The organism is Nocardiopsis sp. iso_237 (assembly GCF_056173345.1).
On the sequence record NZ_CM149669.1, the window covers coordinates 2,624,004 to 2,639,725 of the forward strand.

Consider the following 15,722-nt stretch of genomic DNA (forward strand, 5'->3'; position numbering starts at 1 on the left):
CTTCGCGCCCCGCCCTGCTCCACCGGACTGCGTCCCCGATCCGGTTGACGTCCCCGATCGCGTTCCCTTAGGTGAGGGGGGCGCGGGAACCTTGCCATCAGGAGCCGACGCGTTCTGCCCGGAACCGGGCGGCTCGTTCGTGCCCTGCGGCCGCCGCGTGGCCATCGATGCTCCTTTCCGGCTCCATCGGGCCGAGGTCAGTAGTTGATGAAGAGGGCCGTCTCATCACTGTTGGCTGAGCTGTTCGACTGCACGTCGCGCAGATCGACGTCGATGGCCAACAGGGCGAACAGGAGGTTCGACTGGTACTCGTTCTTGGCGGAGTAGTAGTCGGCGTAGGCCTGCGAGAGGTTGTTCATGACGTTCGTCAGCGGCCGCATGGTCACGTCCGAGGTGCGGTAGTCCTGCGCCAGTGATGACCCGTCCGAGAGAGTCCACTCGATGTCGCCCACTCCGAACTCGTCCTCGTCCGTGCTCTCGCCCGACTTCTCCGACAGAAACTCGCCGTAGCTCTTGCCAGCCGGGACGAGGACATCGAGGTAGCCGTCGTAGACGTTGCTCGATCGCCAGTTGAAGTCGAACCCCCCAGGTACGACGGTCTTCGTTGTCAGCGCCAGGCTCGACTTGCCTTCCTCCGACTCGGACTTCGACTCACCGGTGACCTCGTCGCCGGCGATGAGACTGGGCACCTGCGGCGGGCGCAGGGAGAGGCCATCGACTTTCGTCGTCTCGAGGTCCGTGGTGTAGGAGTCGATGCGCGACAGGGCGGTCCGCATCTCTACGAGCTTGGAGTCCAGGGCTTCGCGCGCCGTCTGCTCATCCGACTTCAGGACCACGTCGTAGAAGGCCCGGGCGGGGTCAAAGGTCGCTGCGTCGAGCGAGGTGATCGTCTCCGCTTGCTGTGCCCCGGGGTTGAAGAAGATCCGCCACTGGTCGTGCTGGGCGAAGGATCTGTCCCCGACCAGTTCATCGGCGGGCTCGTCGTTGGCCTCCTTGAACGACAGTTCCCGGTTGGCTCGCATCGTCAGGTTGAGTACCTGCCGGGCGAAGGGCTCGTCGGCTTCGAGGAGAACGCCGACGTAGCCGGTAGAACCGAAGACGTAGAAGGACGAGGAGATGCCTGACGTCGAGACCTTCTCAGTGTTGAGGTTTTCGTCAGAGCCCATAAGGAAGCCCTGGTAGTCGCTGGCGTTGTAGGAGATCTGTGCGCCCTTGTCGAAGTGCATGATCAACAAGGCCTTGTTTCCCAGCTCATTCGTGTACACCCCGTCCACGTCGCCCTTGAGCTTCGTCTTCGACGTCGTGAACGTGAGGGTGTACACCGAGGTATCGGCCAGAGCTTCCTTGCCGGAGTTCCAGGCGGCGAAGATCGACCCACCGAAGACGCCCACCGCCGTGACCGCGAAGATCCCGCACACCACGCCGAAGCGCTCCATCGTGTGGTGCGAGTCGAGCTTGAACCTCTTACCGAAGGCGATGATCGAGTCTTTGATCGCCATATCCGTCTACACCCCCGCGTCGCTATGTCTCTCGATGTGCGAAACACGATCGAGTCGGTTGAGGCCACGTGGCCTCAACCGACTCGATCCAATCTCTGATAGCCCGTGTCGTAGTCCCGGTCAGTTCCAAGAAGAGACGATGGCGGACCCGCCGCCGAGCTCCTCAATGGTCTGCTGACCGCCGGATCCCACGGTCTGGACGATGTTGAAGCCGCCAGTGAAGAGAGCGCCGCCGATTAGCACAAGGAGCGCGATCTTGCCCCAGCCAGCCTGCTGCTGCTCCTTCTGAGGACTGGCGGTGAGCTTGAGGATGAGCAATACGCCTCCCCAGATGAGCCCGACGCATCCGAGCAGGATCAGCAGGGATCCGCCCCAGCCCTGAATCGTGCTGGTCGCGTTCTCCAGAAAACTGCCGATGTCCCATGCCGCGCTCGGCAGCGCGATGGTCTGCGTCCCTGCTTCGTTGATGGTCGTCATGATTGGTCCCTCTCGCCTTTTGGTCTCCGATGCACACCTGACAGGCCACTGATTGACATAGGCGACTCGCTCGCCCTCTTTGTAGACGTGCAATGAGTTCCCGAGTCGCTCCTGATTTCGGTGACTCGGGTTGTCCACTGGCAGTCGGGCGCCTCTCGACTCCAACGTCGTCTGCCCTGTTGCCCCTGTTTGGTGCGTGTTGGAAATCATCAATCTACATCATTCGAATCATCATCAACAGTCGATCGCGATGAGTCCATCCAATCGGTGGCTGGATGGCATAGGGATGACGAGGTAGTGAGGGTAGTCGAGGGCGGGTGCGGCAGAAGTAGCGAGTCAGTGCATTCGGCGCACAAGCATGTGTGTACAGTGCGATCTGCTCACTGCCGTGCCGCCTGCGCATACCCCTGGAAGAGGCCACCGACCGATGACACCCATACCGTCCGACTTCTTCGCACGCCGCCTGCGCACTGAGCGCGAGCGAGCCGAGATCAGCCAGGCGGAACTCGCCCGGCGCATGACCACAGTTCTCGGCATCAAGGTCGACCCCTCGGCCATAACCCGCATTGAGCAGCAGCAGAGGGCTGTGCGCCTGGACGAAGCAGTAGCCGCAGCCCAGGCCCTCGACCTGCCCCTGGTGATGCTCCTGGTGGAGGACCCGGCCGCAGAGAACCAGCGGCGTCTGCACGAGTACCTCACAGAACTCACCGCCGCAGAGGGCCAGTGGAGCCGCTTGCGGGCCGAGATCGACCGGCTCACCGTCGCCATCAAAGCGCTAACCGACGAGCGCATCCGGCTGGCCCGTTCTCAGCCGTCCACGCCCCCGCTCGACCCGGAGCTGGCCGAGGCCATTGATGCCCGCGTCCCGCTCGACGAGAACGAGGGCCGGGGCGGGGAGCGGGGGGAGCCGACCTGGGGGGAGGAGGATTGAGGCCTACAGGCCCAGCCTCATTGCGGAGTTGCGCGCCGCCGGGTTCCACGAGCGGTCGTAGACGTCGACCGTCTCGGCCTTCTTTCACCTGTCGGCGCGCATGAGCTCTTGCGTGCTCGCGCCGTCGCGCCTGGCCTGTCACGTGCCCGGCTCGCTGAGTACAGAGAGGACGAGGGCTCTGTGCGTCGCCTCCTGGCCTGCGGCACCGTGTTCTTCGGCCACCCGGACGCCGACTTGCTCTCCCGACTGCGTCTACGCCGACCGCACTTCGCCGGCTGCCTCCTCGCTCCGGCCTCGCACGGAGTGTTGGGGCCGTCCCGGCCTGTGGGATCTAGTCGTGGATCGAGGTCGTCAATGCCAACTACGAGTGGTTGGGCTCTCTCGTGGGCGACGTCGTCTTCCGCAGAGACCCCGGCCGTGAACCGGTTCACCGGTACTAGCGACCCGACCTGTACCCCGGCTGGCGCATGAACCCGGTGTCCTGGCCAGCATCGACCGCTGGGGCAGATCGAGTCCTGGACCCCGATGCGTCCTGCGTCGGTCTCCGGGCTCGTGCGCGCGATCCGCGTTCTGCTCGCCAGCCCATACTTGTGGTTGTTGATGCGTCCGTACCTCCTCTGATCGGTTCCGAGGAGGAGGCCGAGGACCTCGCCCGCGTCGCGAGTGCGCTCGCAGAGTTCGGATAGGCTCGAAGGCATGGGGTTCGACTGGGAAGGCATTCTCGGCGCGCAAGGCGCGAGCCTAGCCGAGGCCTACGATGACGCCGCCTCCGCCGAGGCCTACGATGAGCCGATGTCCGAGTTCGAGGACTACGGTCCGATGCCCGTCCTCGTCGTCGGGGAGGACGACGCCTGAGCCCTACCATCACCCGCGATCACCCATCATCTCCAGAGCGAACCACTCAGCGCATCGCTTTCGGACACTGTGCGGGATCCTGTGCGGTATTTGGTCCACCCTGGATCTCCGTCATCACGTATAACCAGGTAAAAGGCATCTTGAGCGAGCGCGAAGTGAAGATCAACTGGGTCTGGATGCCGCCGTGGGGTCCGGACAAGATCACCGACGACGGGCGGGACCAGCTGCGCATGCTGGGCTTCAACGTCTGATCCGACTCCGTCGGAGCACGGGCCGGGACCCTTCGGGGTTCCGGCCCTTCGTGTGTCCGGGGTCAGCACTGGTGCCGGTCGAGTCCGGCCATCTCCTGGACCTCGTGGGCGACGTCGTGCGGGGTGCGGGCGGGTCTTCTGAAGGGGATGCGGACGTCGTGGTCGCCGTCCGGGCCCTCCAGCCGCAGCCGCAGGCCGTGCCGGTCCACGCCGAGCGGTCGGGGGCGTCCCGGCGGGAGCGGGGCGCCGCAGCGGCTGACCAGGGCCCAGAGCACGTCCGGGTGGTCGTCCTCCAGGTGGCGCAGCCAGGGGCCCTCCCAACGGCCGAAGGGGTCCGCCGCCGCGTCGGTGAACTCCTCGGGGTTCAGCAGGTGGCAGCCCTCGTGGTCGGAGTGGATGATCAGGTGGGGGGCCATGACGATCAGGGTGCGCCCGTGGCCCAGGTCCAGCAGGCGCTCGTCGGGGTCGTCGGTCAGGGCGGCGAGCGCGCGGTCGCGGGCCTCGCGAGGGGAGGGGAGGCGCAGTTCGCCGCTGATCCACAGCAGGGAGCGGGTCGGGTCGCGCAGGTCCACCGGGGCGGTGTCGGTGAACTCGACGGTGGCCTCAAGGACGCCCTCACCGATCTCGGCCAGCACGCGGTGCTGGTCGGGGACGAGCAGGGTGACCTCGCCCTGGAAGGTGGTGTGGCAGACGGCTCCGGTCAGGTGCAGGGAGACGTCGGTACTGGTCACCGTGGCCGGGTTGGGCCTGGACAGGACGGAGCGCGCGCGTTCGGCGGGGGAGGGCGTGAGGGAGTTCGGGTACGGCAGCAGGAGGACCACCTCAAATCAATTAGGTAAGGCTAACCTACATCGTTCCGATCCAATGCGGAACCCCGCCCCCGGGAACGAACCCCGGGCGCACGGAAGAGGGGGCCGCACCGGAACGTGTCCGGTGCGGCCCCCTCCGAGCTGTCGGGCGCCTGGTGCGGTGCCTAGTGCGTGGCGAACATGGCCGAGCGCAGCTCTCCCGCGATGTCCTCGTCGCCGCGCAGCGACAGCGCCTCCAGCAGCGACTGGGGGTCGGCCAGCGACTCGTCGCCGTGGTCGGTGATCCGGCGCGACAGGATCCTGAGCGCCTCCTCCGTGGCGGCCGGGGCGGTGTAGCCGATCAGGTGCAGCGCGCGTGCGGCCGGAGGATGCCCGCTGAGGTCCCCGGCGGGCAGCTTGCGCGCGTCCAGCCGGTCACCGGAGACGGTGATGAACATGCGGTCGCCCGGCTGGGCGGCCTGGCGGCGCAGCAGCGGACGCAGGGAGTCGAAGGCGGGCTGGTCGCGCCAGACCAGCACCAGCAGGTCCGCACCGGGAGCCGTGAGACACAGCAGACGGCCGGGCTGCAACCCCAGATGGGTGGCGTAGCCGGTGGGCACCGCCACGGGAGCGCCGTTGAGGTGGTCCGCCGTGATGTCGATGCGGTGCCACCAGCGACCGTCCGGGGCGCGGAAGCAGCGCGCCGAGGCGGCCGGGTCGCTCGCCCCCGGTCGGACCGGGCCGTGGTGCGCCGGGTGGGCGACCGGCGGGACCGGTGGCGGGGCCAACGGTACGGGCGGCGGGACGGGCGCGAACCCGCCCTGCTCGGGTTCGTGCCTGTGCTGGTGGAGCGGTTCGGCGCCGTGGGCGGCGGGCTCGGCGGGGCCGGGCTGGCCGTCGGGGCGGCGCCGGATCGGCAGGCCGTTCTCGGTGGTGGCGCCGGACTCCTCGGTGGCGTGGCCGTCGCCGGGAGCCTCCATCGGGACGGAGGTGTCCACGTACACGCTTCCGTCGCGCAGGCTCACTCCGGGGGTGCTCAGCAGCCAGGCGCGGAGCTCCTGCGGACGGATGCCGATCCGGCCCAGCCGGATGCCCGCCTCGGTCAGGTTGGGGCCGTCGCCCAGCAGCTCACGGGTCTGCCAGCGCAGTTTGTTGGGGTCGTCCGCGATGAGCCAGCCGTTGTGCATGCGCCGGTCGGTGAACAGCGTGATGATCACGCGCCACAACGGCGTGTGCAGCGTGGGCACGTCCACCGGGTGGTCCGGGTGCGCGTTGATGAGACGGTCGATGGTGGTCGCCGAACCGAGCTGGTCGGAGAGTTCGCGCAGGTGCCTGGTGATGGCGGCGCCCTCGGGGGAGCCCAGCCACCGCAGGAGGCGTTCCTCCACCTTGCGCTGTGCTCCGCGTATCTCGGTCACGTCCACCGAGATCTGCTCCGAGAGCACCCGGATGCTGATCGGATCGGTGGCGAAGAGCCGTTCGGCGGCCACCGTCCGCTCCAGCTCGGGCCAGGAGCGGAACATCTCCTCGACCTGGTCCACCAACGGGTGCTGGCCCAGGACGGGCGCCGGGGGCTCCTCGACGCGTTCGGGTGCGGGTGCCTTGGTCCGGCTGAAGCTGGGACGGCGCAGCGTCCGGCCGGGGCCCAGGAGCGAACTGCGGAACTGCGAACGCAGGTCCCCGACACCGCTGCTGGCCGCCGTGTCCGCCGCCTCGCCGCTCACCGACTCGGTGCTCAGGGCCGAGCCCGGGATCATGGCCGCCGAGCTGACCATGCCGCCGACCGCCGCAGGGGCCTCCGCCACGGGCGCGGGCCGCTGTTCGGCGGGCTGTTCGACGACGGGTTGCTCCTGGTCCCGCTGGGCGCGCAGGGCCCGCAGGGTCCGGATCGCACGGGTGGCGGGTGTCTGCGGTGGGTTCGCGGAGTCCCCGGAACCGTCGTTCGGGTCGGGCGCGCCACCGGCTCCGGTGGCGCTCTCCAGGTAGTCGAGCGCGCTGCGCACGTGTTCGGGGGCGGAGTCGGGGAGCCAGTGCGCGATGGTCCGCACGGCCTCCGTCATCAGCGCGGGGGAGGGGGTGGGTCCGCCGGGGAGCTCGCAGCAGGGCTGGAGGGCGCGCCAGGCGACGGTGCTCACGATGTCCAGGACACCGCAGCCCGTCAGGCGCCACTCGTGCATCTCCTGGGGGGTCGACGCGATGAGGCGGTCCCAGTCACCGGCGGTCTCGAACACCGCGCCCCGGACCGGTTCGGCCAGGTCGGAGCAGTCCACCGGCTGGGTGCGCAGGCTCGGCAGGAACTCCGAGAGGGCGATGTGCCCCCAGTGTTCGACCGCGAGACGCGCCAGGCCGTTCGCCAGCCAGGGCGGACCGGCGATGTCCAGGACACGGGTGACGGGCAGCGAGTGCCACCAGCCGTCGATGAGACGGTCGTGGTGGAGCAGGGGTGCCACGTCCGGCGATCTCGACCACCGCAGGGCGGGCGCGAGGTCGACGAGGCAGATCGGAGAGACGGCGTTCATCCGCTGGGGACCTCGACCTCCTGGTGTCTGCACGTGAATTGGGGAGGAACCGCACGGGCCTTCGGTTCGATGCACCACAGTACGCGCCCTTGACCCGGGAGAGGACGGATCTTGAACCGACTCGGTCGTCCGCGTGGGGGCACGGCGGGCCGAGGGACAGGGGTGCCGTGAGCACTTCCCCGGAATCGTACGTGCCCCGGGCCCACATGGGTAGTCCCGGGGGGAGCGGGGCGGCCGATACCCGGAGGTGACCTCCGCGTGTGATCACCGTGACCAAGGAGATTCGCCCCCAGAGGGCACCAGGGGTTGTGATCTACCTCATAAGGGACTTCTGGCTCTTCTCGGTCCCTCCGGGCGTTGTCCCCAAGGTGCCCCAGCACCACGCGCGAGCCCGGCACGCTGACGTCGGTCGAGGGTATGCTGGACGGGCACTGTCCTCTCCCGAGCGCCCCTCGGCCGGGTGTCCGCGACGCGGCTCACCTCGGGGCCGACGGTGCTCGGACATTCGGGCCAGCGGCAGACCGCGACCCGCCAAGACTTCCGTTCCCACGCACCCCGGCGCATGGCAGGCGAGGAACGGTCGATCCGGATGATTGGTTGACGTGACAGACCTTGAGATGAATCCCCCCACTGCTGCGCCCGCGGACAGACCGGAGCTCATCCGGTCCTACGTGGCGATCGGTGACAGCATCACAGAGGGGATGCTGGACGACAGCGGTCCCGGCGGTGAGTACCGGGGGTTCGCGGACCGCCTCGCGGAACACCTGGGCACGCTCTCCCCGGACTTCCGCTATGCCAACCTCGGCGTCCGAGGACGTCGGATGAAACACATCTTCGGCGAACAGCTCGAACAGACCCTCGCGTGGAAGCCCGACCTGGTCACCGTGCTCGCGGGCGGCAACGACGTCCTCCGCCCCGGCGGCGACCTCGACGAGCTGGCCGAGAAGTTCGAGTGGGGCGTGCGCCAGCTGCGTGACGCGGGCATCCGCGTGGTCATCCTGGCGGGCCACGACACCGGATGGATCCCCGTCCTGCGCCTCTACCGGGGCCGGATCGCGGTGTTCAGCATGCACATGCGGGCCGTGGCCGAGCGCACCGGAACCGAGATCGTCGACCTGTGGGCCCTCAACGCCCTCAACGACCCCCGGGCCTGGAGCGACGACCGGCTGCACCCCAACGGCGCCGGACACCAGATCGTCGCGGCGCGCGTCGCCGACCTGCTCGGACACCCCATGGGGCCGCCCGAGTCCTGGACCGACCCGTGGGCCACCCCGCCCCAGCAGCTGCCCCGCATCCTGCGTCGCAGGGAGGGCCGCCGCTGGGCCCGCCAGTACCTCGTGCCGTGGCTGCGCCGCCGCGCGATGGGCCGCTCCTCCGGTGACGGCCTGCTGCCGCGCCGACCCGAGCTGGACTTCCTGCACGACGAGCAGACCCGCGAACAGCTGCGGGAGGAACTGCGCAGGTCCGGGGCGGACACGCACTACAACGACTACTCGGCGGACGACACGCCCCCGACCAGCAGCCCCTCGGGCACCAAGGGCCCCGAGCCCCTGCGCTGACCGCGCCGGGCCCGAACCCTCATCGTGGCCGCGCCCCCCGTCCTTCGGGGGAGCGCGGCCTCCGTGCTGTCCGGGGTCACTGCCGGGACAGCGACTGGATGAGGTCGCTGACGTGCACGACCCCCACGCACTGGCCGTAGGGGTTGGTCACGATCAGGTCGTCGTAGACCCGCTCGCGGTCCCGCCCCGCCACCCGCAGCGCCGAGATCGCGGACATCCAGGCGGGCACGGTCCGGGGTGACTCCGCCAGCCGCAGCGCCGGACGCTTCGCGTGCAGGGCGTGCCCGTACCGCCCCGTCACCGACAGCAGGAAGCGGGTCCGGTCGATGACCCCCGTCGGCCGCTCCCGGTGGTCGATGAGCACCACGCTGTTGAGCGCGGTGTCCCCGGTGAACGCCTCCAGGACGTGCTCACCCGTGGACTCGGAGTCGAAGTCCAGCGGCGGCACCATGAACTCGGTGACCCGAGGGCCCGCGTCGGTGTCGTCCAGGGCCGTGGCCGCCGGTTCCGGCACCGGCGTCACCTTCTCACCGGGCCGCCAGCCGGGGTCCGCGAAGAACGCGCCGCAGCCCAGCCGCACCCCGCACGCGCGCAGGCGCACGATCTCCTCGCTCCGGTCCACGCCGTCGGCCATCGCGTACACGCCGCTGCTCCGCCCGATCCGGGCCAGCCCGTCCACGATCCCCCCGTTGCGCTGGTCGCCGTCGATCCCGGACACCAGGACCGGATCCAACCGGATCAGGAACGGGGTGGCCTCCACGACCAGGTCCGGCCGGGTCATCGCGGTCCCGAAGCCGCAGCGGAACCCCAGCGAGCGCAGTCCCGAGACCGCCGTCAGGACGGAGGCCCGGGGCAGCTCCACAAGGTCCGGGGTGAGCATCAGGGTCACGTCGCGCGGTCGGCGCCCGGCCCGGCGCAGCGCGCCCTCGACCAGGCCTGGCAGGTCGGTGCCGTCGACCAGGGCGGCCGAGGGCAGCGGCAGGACCAGCGGCAGCAGGCTCTCGACCCCGACACCGGCGCGCACCAGGGACGCCAACCACTCGGCCACCGGGGCGGACCCGCCGCCCCGTCCGTCCGGGCGGCCGAGCCCCGCAGGAACGGCGGCGACGACCTCCACGGCCACCACGGCACCGGAGTCCAGGTCCACGACGGGTCGGAAGGCCGGGCCGCGACGGCGGCGCCCGGGCCGGTCGTCGGCGCCGGTGGCCGGGCGGGCGTGGGGACGGGGCAGGGTGGACACGTCTGCCATGGTCGCGCGCGGGCGCGCCCGCATGAAGACCCGCGCGGCGGAGTTCGTCCGTTCTTGGGACACGGGCCGCCGGGCGTTCACGAACGGTCGACGGAGGTCACGGACACGACAGTGGGCGTCACCGTGCGGTGACGCCCACTGGAGGACCCTGTGCCGCGCGGTGCGCGGCCGGTCGGATCAGGCGCGGCGGAAGGCCACGGCGATGTTGTGGCCGCCGAAGCCGAACGACTCGTTGATGGCGGCGACGTCTCCGCTCGGCATCTCCCGGGGCTTGTCGCGGACGATGTCCACGGCCACCTCGGGGTCGAGCTCGGAGATGTTGATGGTCGGCGGGATCTGGCCGTCGTGCAGCGCCAGGATCGTCGCGATCGACTCCACGGCCCCCGCACCGCCCAGGAGGTGGCCGGTCATGGACTTGGTGGAGGTCACCGCGACGCGGTCGGCGGCGGAGTCACCCAGCGCCGTGCGGATCGCGCGGGTCTCGCCGACGTCCCCGGCCGGGGTCGACGTGGCGTGCGCGTTGACGTGCACGATGTCGCTCGGCTTGAGGTCGGCGTCGGCCAGCGCCTGGGTGATGGCGCGGGCCTGCCCGGCGCCCTCGGGGTCGGGCATGACGATGTCGTGGGCGTCGTCGGTGTAGCCGACACCGGAGGCGTGGGCGTACACGTGCGCGCCGCGCCTGGCGGCGTGCTCCGCGGACTCCAGGACGAGGATGCCCGCGCCCTCGCCCATGACGAAGCCGTCGCGGTCCTTGTCCCAGGGACGGGACGCGGTCTGCGGGTCGTCGTTGCGCGTGGACAGCGCGCGCATGGAGGCGAAGGAGGCGATGTTCAGGGGGTGGATCGCGGCTTCGGTGCCGCCCGCGATCACCACGTCGGCACGGCCCGCGCGGATCATGTCCACACCGTTGGCGATGGCCTCGGCGCTGGAGGCACAGGCGCTGACGGGGGCGTGGGCGCCCGCGCGAGCGGTGAACTCCAGGGCCACGGCGGCGGCCGGGCTGTTGGGCATGAGCATGGGCACGGTGAACGGGGAGACCCGCTTCCAGCCCTTCTCACGGAAGGTGTCGTACTGCTCCAGGATGGTGAGGATGCCACCGATCCCGCTGGAGACCACCACACCGAGACGGAGGGGGTCGACGTCGGGGGTACCCGCGTGCTCCCAGGCCTCCTGCGCGGCGATGAGGGCGAACTGCTGGGTCCGGTCGAGGCGGCGCAGCCGGGGGCGCGGCAGCTTCTCCGAGGGTTCCTGCGCGATCCGCCCGGCGAAGTGCACCGGAAGCTTCTCGTGCCAGTCCTCCGGCAGCATGCTGATCCCGGAGCGGCCGTCAAGGAGCGCGGACCATGTGGTCGCGACGTCACCCCCGAGGGGGGTGGTGGCGCCGAGGCCGGTGACGACGACATCGGTCTTGGACATGATCCGATCGCCCTTCTCGTGGGTCGATCCCGGCTCGGTGTGCCGGGAGGCGTGGCGAATGAGTGGGTCTGGGGTGTCCTTGGTGGGGACGGGTCGGGCCGCCGGGCCGGGGTGCGGACCGGCGGCCCGGACGCGCTACTTCTGGATGAAGTTGATGACGTCCTGGACCGTCTTCAGGTCCTTGAGCTGGTCGTCGGGGATCTCCACGCCGAACTTGTCCTGCGCGGCGACGGCGATCTCCACCATGGACAGCGAGTCGATGTCCAGGTCGTCCACGAACGTCTTCTCCGGGGTGACCTCGGCGGGGTCGGTGCCGACGATCTCCTCGACGATCTCGCCGAGGCCCTTGAGGATGTCCTGCTCGCTGTGGTCGGCCATGTCGTGTTCTCCTTGCTTGACGAAAGTGGTGCCGGGTGACGTTCCCGAGCGGGGCGGGCTGGCCCGCGTCCGCCGGGACCGGATCATCGGATCAGGGGATGCGGATCACCTGTGCGGCGTAGACCAGGCCCGCACCGAATCCCAGAGTGAGCACGGTGCTCCCCGACGGAAGTTCCCCGCGCTCGACCATGCGCGAGAGCGCGAGAGGGATCGAGGCGGAGGAGGTGTTGCCCGCGGTGACGATATCGCGCGCCACGAGTGCCTGGGGCGCCCCCAGCTTGCGCGCGATGGACTCGACGATCCGCAGGTTGGCCTGATGGGGCACGAAGGCGGTGAGCTCGGTCGGCTCCACCCCGGCGCGCTCCATGGCCTCCAGTGCCACCTTGTACAGCTCGGTGGTGGTCCACCGGAAGACGGCCTGGCCCTCCTGGTGGAGGTACTTGCCCTCACGCAGGTGGATGGTGTCGGCGCGCTCGCCCGAGGAACCCCAGACGACCGGACCGACGGCGTGCTCCTCGGAGGCCGAGACCACGGCCGCCCCGGCGCCGTCGGCGAAGATCACACAGGTGGACCGGTCCTGCCAGTCCACCCAGTCGCTGAGCTTCTCCGAGCCGATCACCAGGACGTTGCGGGAGCTTCCGGCCCGGACCGAGTCCGAGGCCAGTCCGAGCGCGTAGACGAAGCCCGCGCAGGCCGCGTTGACGTCGAAGGCGCCCGGGGCGGTGATGCCGAGCCGGGCGGCGACGGTCGCCGCGGTGTTCGGGATCTGGTCCTGCACGGTGCAGGTGGCCACGATCACCAGGTCGATGTCCTCGGGGGAGATCCCGCCCGCGGCGAGCGCCTTGCCTCCGGCGGCCACGGCCATGCTCGCCACGGAGTCCTCGGGACCGGCGACGCGACGCTCCCTGATGCCCACACGGCTCTGGATCCACTCGTCGTTGGTGTCGACGCGGGCCTCCAGGTCGGCGTTGGTCACGACCCGCGACGGCTGGTACCCGCCGAAGGAACGGATCGCGGCGCCGCCGGGCGCACTGGGGACGTTGAACATGCTCAGCCTTCCTGCTGGCTGCTCGCGGGGGAGGGGGTCCCCGCGTGCTCCTTGATGAGGGCGCCGGCGCGTTCGAGGTCGTCGGGGGTCTTCACCGCGAGGATCTCGATACCGCGCAGCGCGCGCTTGGCGAGGCCGCTGAGCGTGCCCGCCGGGGTCAGCTCGATGAACGCGGTCACTCCGAGGCCGGAGAGGGTGTCGGTGCAGGCGTCCCAGCGGACCGGTGAGGAGATCTGCGAGACGAGGCGGTCCAGGTACTCGGCGCCGCTCTCGACCACGGCCCCGTCGGCGTTGGAGAGCAGACGGACGCTGGGGTCGGCGGTGGGCAGGTTCCGGGCGGCGTCCCGCACCCGATCCACGGCCGGGGCCATGTGCTCGGTGTGGAAGGCACCGGCCACGGACAGGGGGCGCAGTCGGGCCCGCTCGGGCGGGTTCTCGGCGAACGCCGCCAGCTGGGCGGTGGTTCCGGCGGCCACGATCTGGCCGGAGCCGTTGTCGTTGGCCGGAGTGAGCCCGGCCGCCTCGATCGCGGCCAGGACCGCCTCGCGCTCACCGCCCAGGACCGCGGTCATCCCGGTCTCCGTGCGGGCGGCGGCGTCGGCCATCCCGCGTCCGCGCTCGGCCACCAGGGCCAGCGCGTCCTTGGGGGAGAGCACACCGGCCAGCGCGGCGGCGGTGAACTCACCGACGCTGTGCCCGGCCGTGGCGTCCACGAGGGAGGGCGAGGCGGGCAGCGGGGCGCCGGGGGCGGCCAGCGGCCCGAGCAGCGCGGTGGCCGCGGCCAGTCCGGCGCTCACCAGGAGCGGTTGGGCGACGGCGGTGTCGCGGATCTCGTCCGCGTCCGCCGTGGTGCCGTAACGCACGAGGTCGAGACCGGTCACCTCGGACCACGAGGAGAACGTCTCGGCCATGCCGGGGAGTTCGAGCCACGGGGAGAGGAAACCGGGAACCTGGGCGCCTTGGCCTGGAGCAACGATTACAAGCACGACATCAACCTTGCCCTGTAGGAGATCACCAGCTGGATGGTGGGAGACACGAAGTTCACCGAAGTCCGTTTGTAGGTAATCCACAAAAAGCCACCGGTCATGTGCCCACAAACCCGAAACGGGTGGAGGAGATCACTTTCCGACGGTACGCGGGCCCCTCGCGCGCCGCTCCCGAACCGGTGGATCCGGGGGGTGACGGCCGACACGGGGGCGAACTCCGGATCGGGTGCGGAGAGGATGCGAACCTAGACGAGTGAACACCGAACCCCGACCGACCGAGGACGGCGCGAGCGCGCCGACCGGGAGCGGCGCCCCTCAGGACCAGATCCGCGCCGAGACCGTCCGACGCCTGGAACGCTCCATGGGCGCGCTGGGCACCGCCGCCGTCAGCCGCATGGAGGAGCGGCTCGGCTGGTTCCGCCGGATGTCGGCCCAGGACCGGTCCTGGATCGGCCTCGTGGCGCAGTCCGGAGTGGCCGCCTTCGTGGACTGGTTCCGCGACCCGGCCCGCGGCCGTCCCGCGATCACGGTGGAGGTGTTCGGCACCGCCCCGCGCGAACTCACCCGGTCGGTCTCCCTCCAGCAGACCGTCGACATGATCCGGGTGGTCATCGAGGTGGTCGAGAACCAGGTCGACGACCTGGCCGCCCCGGGCGGCGAACAGCAGCTGCGCGAGGCCATGCTCCGCTACACGCGTGAGGTGGCCTTCAGCTCCGCCAAGGTCTACGCACGCGCGGCCGAGGCCCGTGGCGCCTGGGACGCGCGGCTGGAGGCGCTGATCGTCGACGCGCTCCTGCACGGGGACCAGGTGGAGGGGCTCCAGACCTGGGGGTCCGCGCTGGGCTGGTCGCACACGCCGGTGATCGCGGTGGCCGGGGACATCGGTGACGAGGACGGCGGCAAGGTCATGGACGACCTGCGCTCGGCCGCGCGCCGCCTGGGCTACGACGTGCTGGCGGGCATGCAGGGGCGCCGTGTGGTCGTGGTGGTCGGGGTGGGTGACCGGCACCCGGTCGACGACCTCCCGATCGAGCCCGTGGAGCCCCTGGCGGGGCTGTTCGGGGACGGGCCCGTGGTGGTGGGCCCGGCCGTGGCCGACCTGCACGCGGCGGGCTCCTCGGTGCGGTCCGCGGTGAACGGTCTGCGGGCCGCCGTCGCGTGGCCCGACGCCCCCCGGCCCGTGCTCGCCGACGACCTGCTGCCCGAGCGGGCGCTGGAGGGTGACGCGGAGGCCCGCCAGCAGCTGGTGACGGAGGTGTACCTGCCCCTCCAGGGAGCCGGTTCCCCGCTGCTGGACACGCTGTCGGTGTACCTCGAACACGCCTCGTCACTGGAGGCCACGGCGCGCATGCTCTTCGTGCACCCGAACACGGTGCGCTACCGGCTAAGCCGGATCTCCGAGCTCACGGGGCACATCCCCTCGGACGGGCGGGGCTCCTTCGTGCTCCGGGTGGCGGTGGCCCTCGGCCGATTGTCCGAAACCCGGGACTGATCGACGCCGTGGCCGGTGTCGGCCACGCTCACGGGCGTGACCTCCGCCACGTCGTAATCTGATCGTTGCCTCCCTTTTCGTCTGGTTTATGGAAGTTTCACCAGCGTCGGGTATGTGTGTAACTGACCGTGTGCGCCCGGGGACTACGCGAAAAGAGATAGCTTTGATACGGGCAGGTTGCAGGTGGAGCCAGAGACGACGAAAACCCTCGGGCGTCGCTCCCCGCACCGCTCCGTCACGACGTTCTTGGGGGGTCCAACGCTGTGGTCGAGCG

At 70.2% G+C, this 15,722-nt stretch carries 13 protein-coding genes and 1 pseudogene; 5 read left to right on the forward strand and 9 right to left on the reverse strand.

Annotation, left to right across the window (positions count from 1 at the left end):
• Window positions 1-197 precede the first annotated feature (197 nt).
• Both AC0VYM_RS12105 and AC0VYM_RS12110 read right to left on the reverse strand, forming a co-directional pair.
• The gene (locus tag AC0VYM_RS12105; protein WP_475462218.1) at window positions 198-1,499 is read right to left on the reverse strand and encodes a hypothetical protein; all 1,302 of its coding nucleotides are present in this window, start codon (window positions 1,497-1,499) and stop codon (window positions 198-200) included.
• A gap of 120 nt (window positions 1,500-1,619) precedes the next feature.
• Window positions 1,620-1,976 (reverse strand): hypothetical protein, encoded by a 357-nt coding sequence (locus AC0VYM_RS12110; RefSeq protein WP_475462220.1) that lies wholly within the window; start codon window positions 1,974-1,976, stop codon window positions 1,620-1,622.
• Window positions 1,977-2,403: 427 nt separating this feature from the next.
• On the opposite strand from AC0VYM_RS12110, the gene AC0VYM_RS12115 reads away from it, so the two are divergent.
• The 3 genes and pseudogenes from AC0VYM_RS12115 to AC0VYM_RS12125 form a co-directional block, all read left to right on the forward strand.
• A complete protein-coding gene (locus AC0VYM_RS12115) occupies window positions 2,404-2,907 on the forward strand; it encodes a helix-turn-helix domain-containing protein (RefSeq protein ID WP_475462221.1) in 504 nt (167 codons plus the stop codon).
• A 696-nt stretch (window positions 2,908-3,603) separates the two neighbouring features.
• The gene (locus AC0VYM_RS12120) at window positions 3,604-3,762 is read left to right on the forward strand and encodes a hypothetical protein (protein ID WP_475462223.1); all 159 of its coding nucleotides are present in this window, start codon (window positions 3,604-3,606) and stop codon (window positions 3,760-3,762) included.
• 146 nt (window positions 3,763-3,908) lie between these two features.
• Window positions 3,909-4,013: pseudogene (locus AC0VYM_RS12125) on the forward strand (metal-sulfur cluster assembly factor); the annotation flags it as partial.
• A gap of 62 nt (window positions 4,014-4,075) precedes the next feature.
• On the opposite strand, the gene AC0VYM_RS12130 reads toward AC0VYM_RS12125, so the two are convergent.
• Complete coding sequence (locus tag AC0VYM_RS12130; RefSeq protein WP_475462225.1) at window positions 4,076-4,834, reverse strand: DUF2470 domain-containing protein; 759 nt, start codon at window positions 4,832-4,834, stop codon at window positions 4,076-4,078.
• Window positions 4,835-4,986: 152 nt separating this feature from the next.
• Entirely contained in the window at window positions 4,987-7,320 is a 2,334-nt protein-coding gene (locus AC0VYM_RS12135; protein ID WP_475462226.1) for a hypothetical protein, read from the reverse strand.
• A 617-nt stretch (window positions 7,321-7,937) separates the two neighbouring features.
• On the opposite strand from AC0VYM_RS12135, the gene AC0VYM_RS12140 reads away from it, so the two are divergent.
• Window positions 7,938-8,879 (forward strand): SGNH/GDSL hydrolase family protein, encoded by a 942-nt coding sequence (locus AC0VYM_RS12140; RefSeq protein ID WP_475462228.1) that lies wholly within the window; start codon window positions 7,938-7,940, stop codon window positions 8,877-8,879.
• A 76-nt stretch (window positions 8,880-8,955) separates the two neighbouring features.
• Here AC0VYM_RS12140 and AC0VYM_RS12145 read toward each other — a convergent pair whose 3' ends face one another.
• The 5 genes from AC0VYM_RS12145 to AC0VYM_RS12165 all read right to left on the reverse strand — a co-directional run bounded on the left by AC0VYM_RS12145 (window position 8,956) and on the right by AC0VYM_RS12165 (window position 13,881).
• Complete coding sequence (locus tag AC0VYM_RS12145; RefSeq protein WP_475462230.1) at window positions 8,956-10,128, reverse strand: EAL domain-containing protein; 1,173 nt, start codon at window positions 10,126-10,128, stop codon at window positions 8,956-8,958.
• A 177-nt stretch (window positions 10,129-10,305) separates the two neighbouring features.
• Window positions 10,306-11,544, reverse strand: coding sequence for a beta-ketoacyl-ACP synthase II (gene fabF / locus AC0VYM_RS12150; RefSeq protein WP_475462232.1), 1,239 nt, complete (start codon window positions 11,542-11,544; stop codon window positions 10,306-10,308).
• A 135-nt stretch (window positions 11,545-11,679) separates the two neighbouring features.
• Window positions 11,680-11,922, reverse strand: a complete 243-nt coding sequence (locus AC0VYM_RS12155) for an acyl carrier protein (RefSeq protein ID WP_017545094.1) — start codon at window positions 11,920-11,922, stop codon at window positions 11,680-11,682.
• Window positions 11,923-12,013: 91 nt separating this feature from the next.
• Window positions 12,014-12,970, reverse strand: a complete 957-nt coding sequence (locus AC0VYM_RS12160) for a beta-ketoacyl-ACP synthase III (RefSeq protein WP_475462234.1) — start codon at window positions 12,968-12,970, stop codon at window positions 12,014-12,016.
• 2 nt (window positions 12,971-12,972) lie between these two features.
• Window positions 12,973-13,881, reverse strand: a complete 909-nt coding sequence (locus AC0VYM_RS12165) for an ACP S-malonyltransferase (RefSeq protein WP_475463009.1) — start codon at window positions 13,879-13,881, stop codon at window positions 12,973-12,975.
• Between the two features lie 328 nt (window positions 13,882-14,209).
• On the opposite strand from AC0VYM_RS12165, the gene AC0VYM_RS12170 reads away from it, so the two are divergent.
• Window positions 14,210-15,448, forward strand: coding sequence for a PucR family transcriptional regulator (locus AC0VYM_RS12170; protein WP_475462236.1), 1,239 nt, complete (start codon window positions 14,210-14,212; stop codon window positions 15,446-15,448).
• The last annotated feature ends 274 nt before the right edge of the window (window positions 15,449-15,722 follow it).

Excerpts from the sequence above, each read along its gene's own strand:
- AC0VYM_RS12105 (WP_475462218.1), bottom strand. The coding sequence starts at position 1,499 with ATGGCGATCAAAGACTCGATCATCGCCTTCGGTAAGAGGTTCAAGCTC.
- AC0VYM_RS12110 (WP_475462220.1), bottom strand. The coding sequence starts at position 1,976 with ATGACGACCATCAACGAAGCAGGGACGCAGACCATCGCGCTGCCGAGC.
- AC0VYM_RS12115 (WP_475462221.1), top strand. The coding sequence starts at position 2,404 with ATGACACCCATACCGTCCGACTTCTTCGCACGCCGCCTGCGCACTGAG.
- AC0VYM_RS12120 (WP_475462223.1), top strand. The coding sequence starts at position 3,604 with ATGGGGTTCGACTGGGAAGGCATTCTCGGCGCGCAAGGCGCGAGCCTA.
- AC0VYM_RS12135 (WP_475462226.1), bottom strand. The coding sequence starts at position 7,320 with ATGAACGCCGTCTCTCCGATCTGCCTCGTCGACCTCGCGCCCGCCCTG.
- AC0VYM_RS12140 (WP_475462228.1), top strand. The coding sequence starts at position 7,938 with ATGAATCCCCCCACTGCTGCGCCCGCGGACAGACCGGAGCTCATCCGG.
- AC0VYM_RS12145 (WP_475462230.1), bottom strand. The coding sequence starts at position 10,128 with ATGGCAGACGTGTCCACCCTGCCCCGTCCCCACGCCCGCCCGGCCACC.
- fabF (WP_475462232.1), bottom strand. The coding sequence starts at position 11,544 with ATGTCCAAGACCGATGTCGTCGTCACCGGCCTCGGCGCCACCACCCCC.
- AC0VYM_RS12155 (WP_017545094.1), bottom strand. The coding sequence starts at position 11,922 with ATGGCCGACCACAGCGAGCAGGACATCCTCAAGGGCCTCGGCGAGATC.
- AC0VYM_RS12160 (WP_475462234.1), bottom strand. The coding sequence starts at position 12,970 with ATGTTCAACGTCCCCAGTGCGCCCGGCGGCGCCGCGATCCGTTCCTTC.
- AC0VYM_RS12165 (WP_475463009.1), bottom strand. The coding sequence starts at position 13,881 with ATGGCCGAGACGTTCTCCTCGTGGTCCGAGGTGACCGGTCTCGACCTC.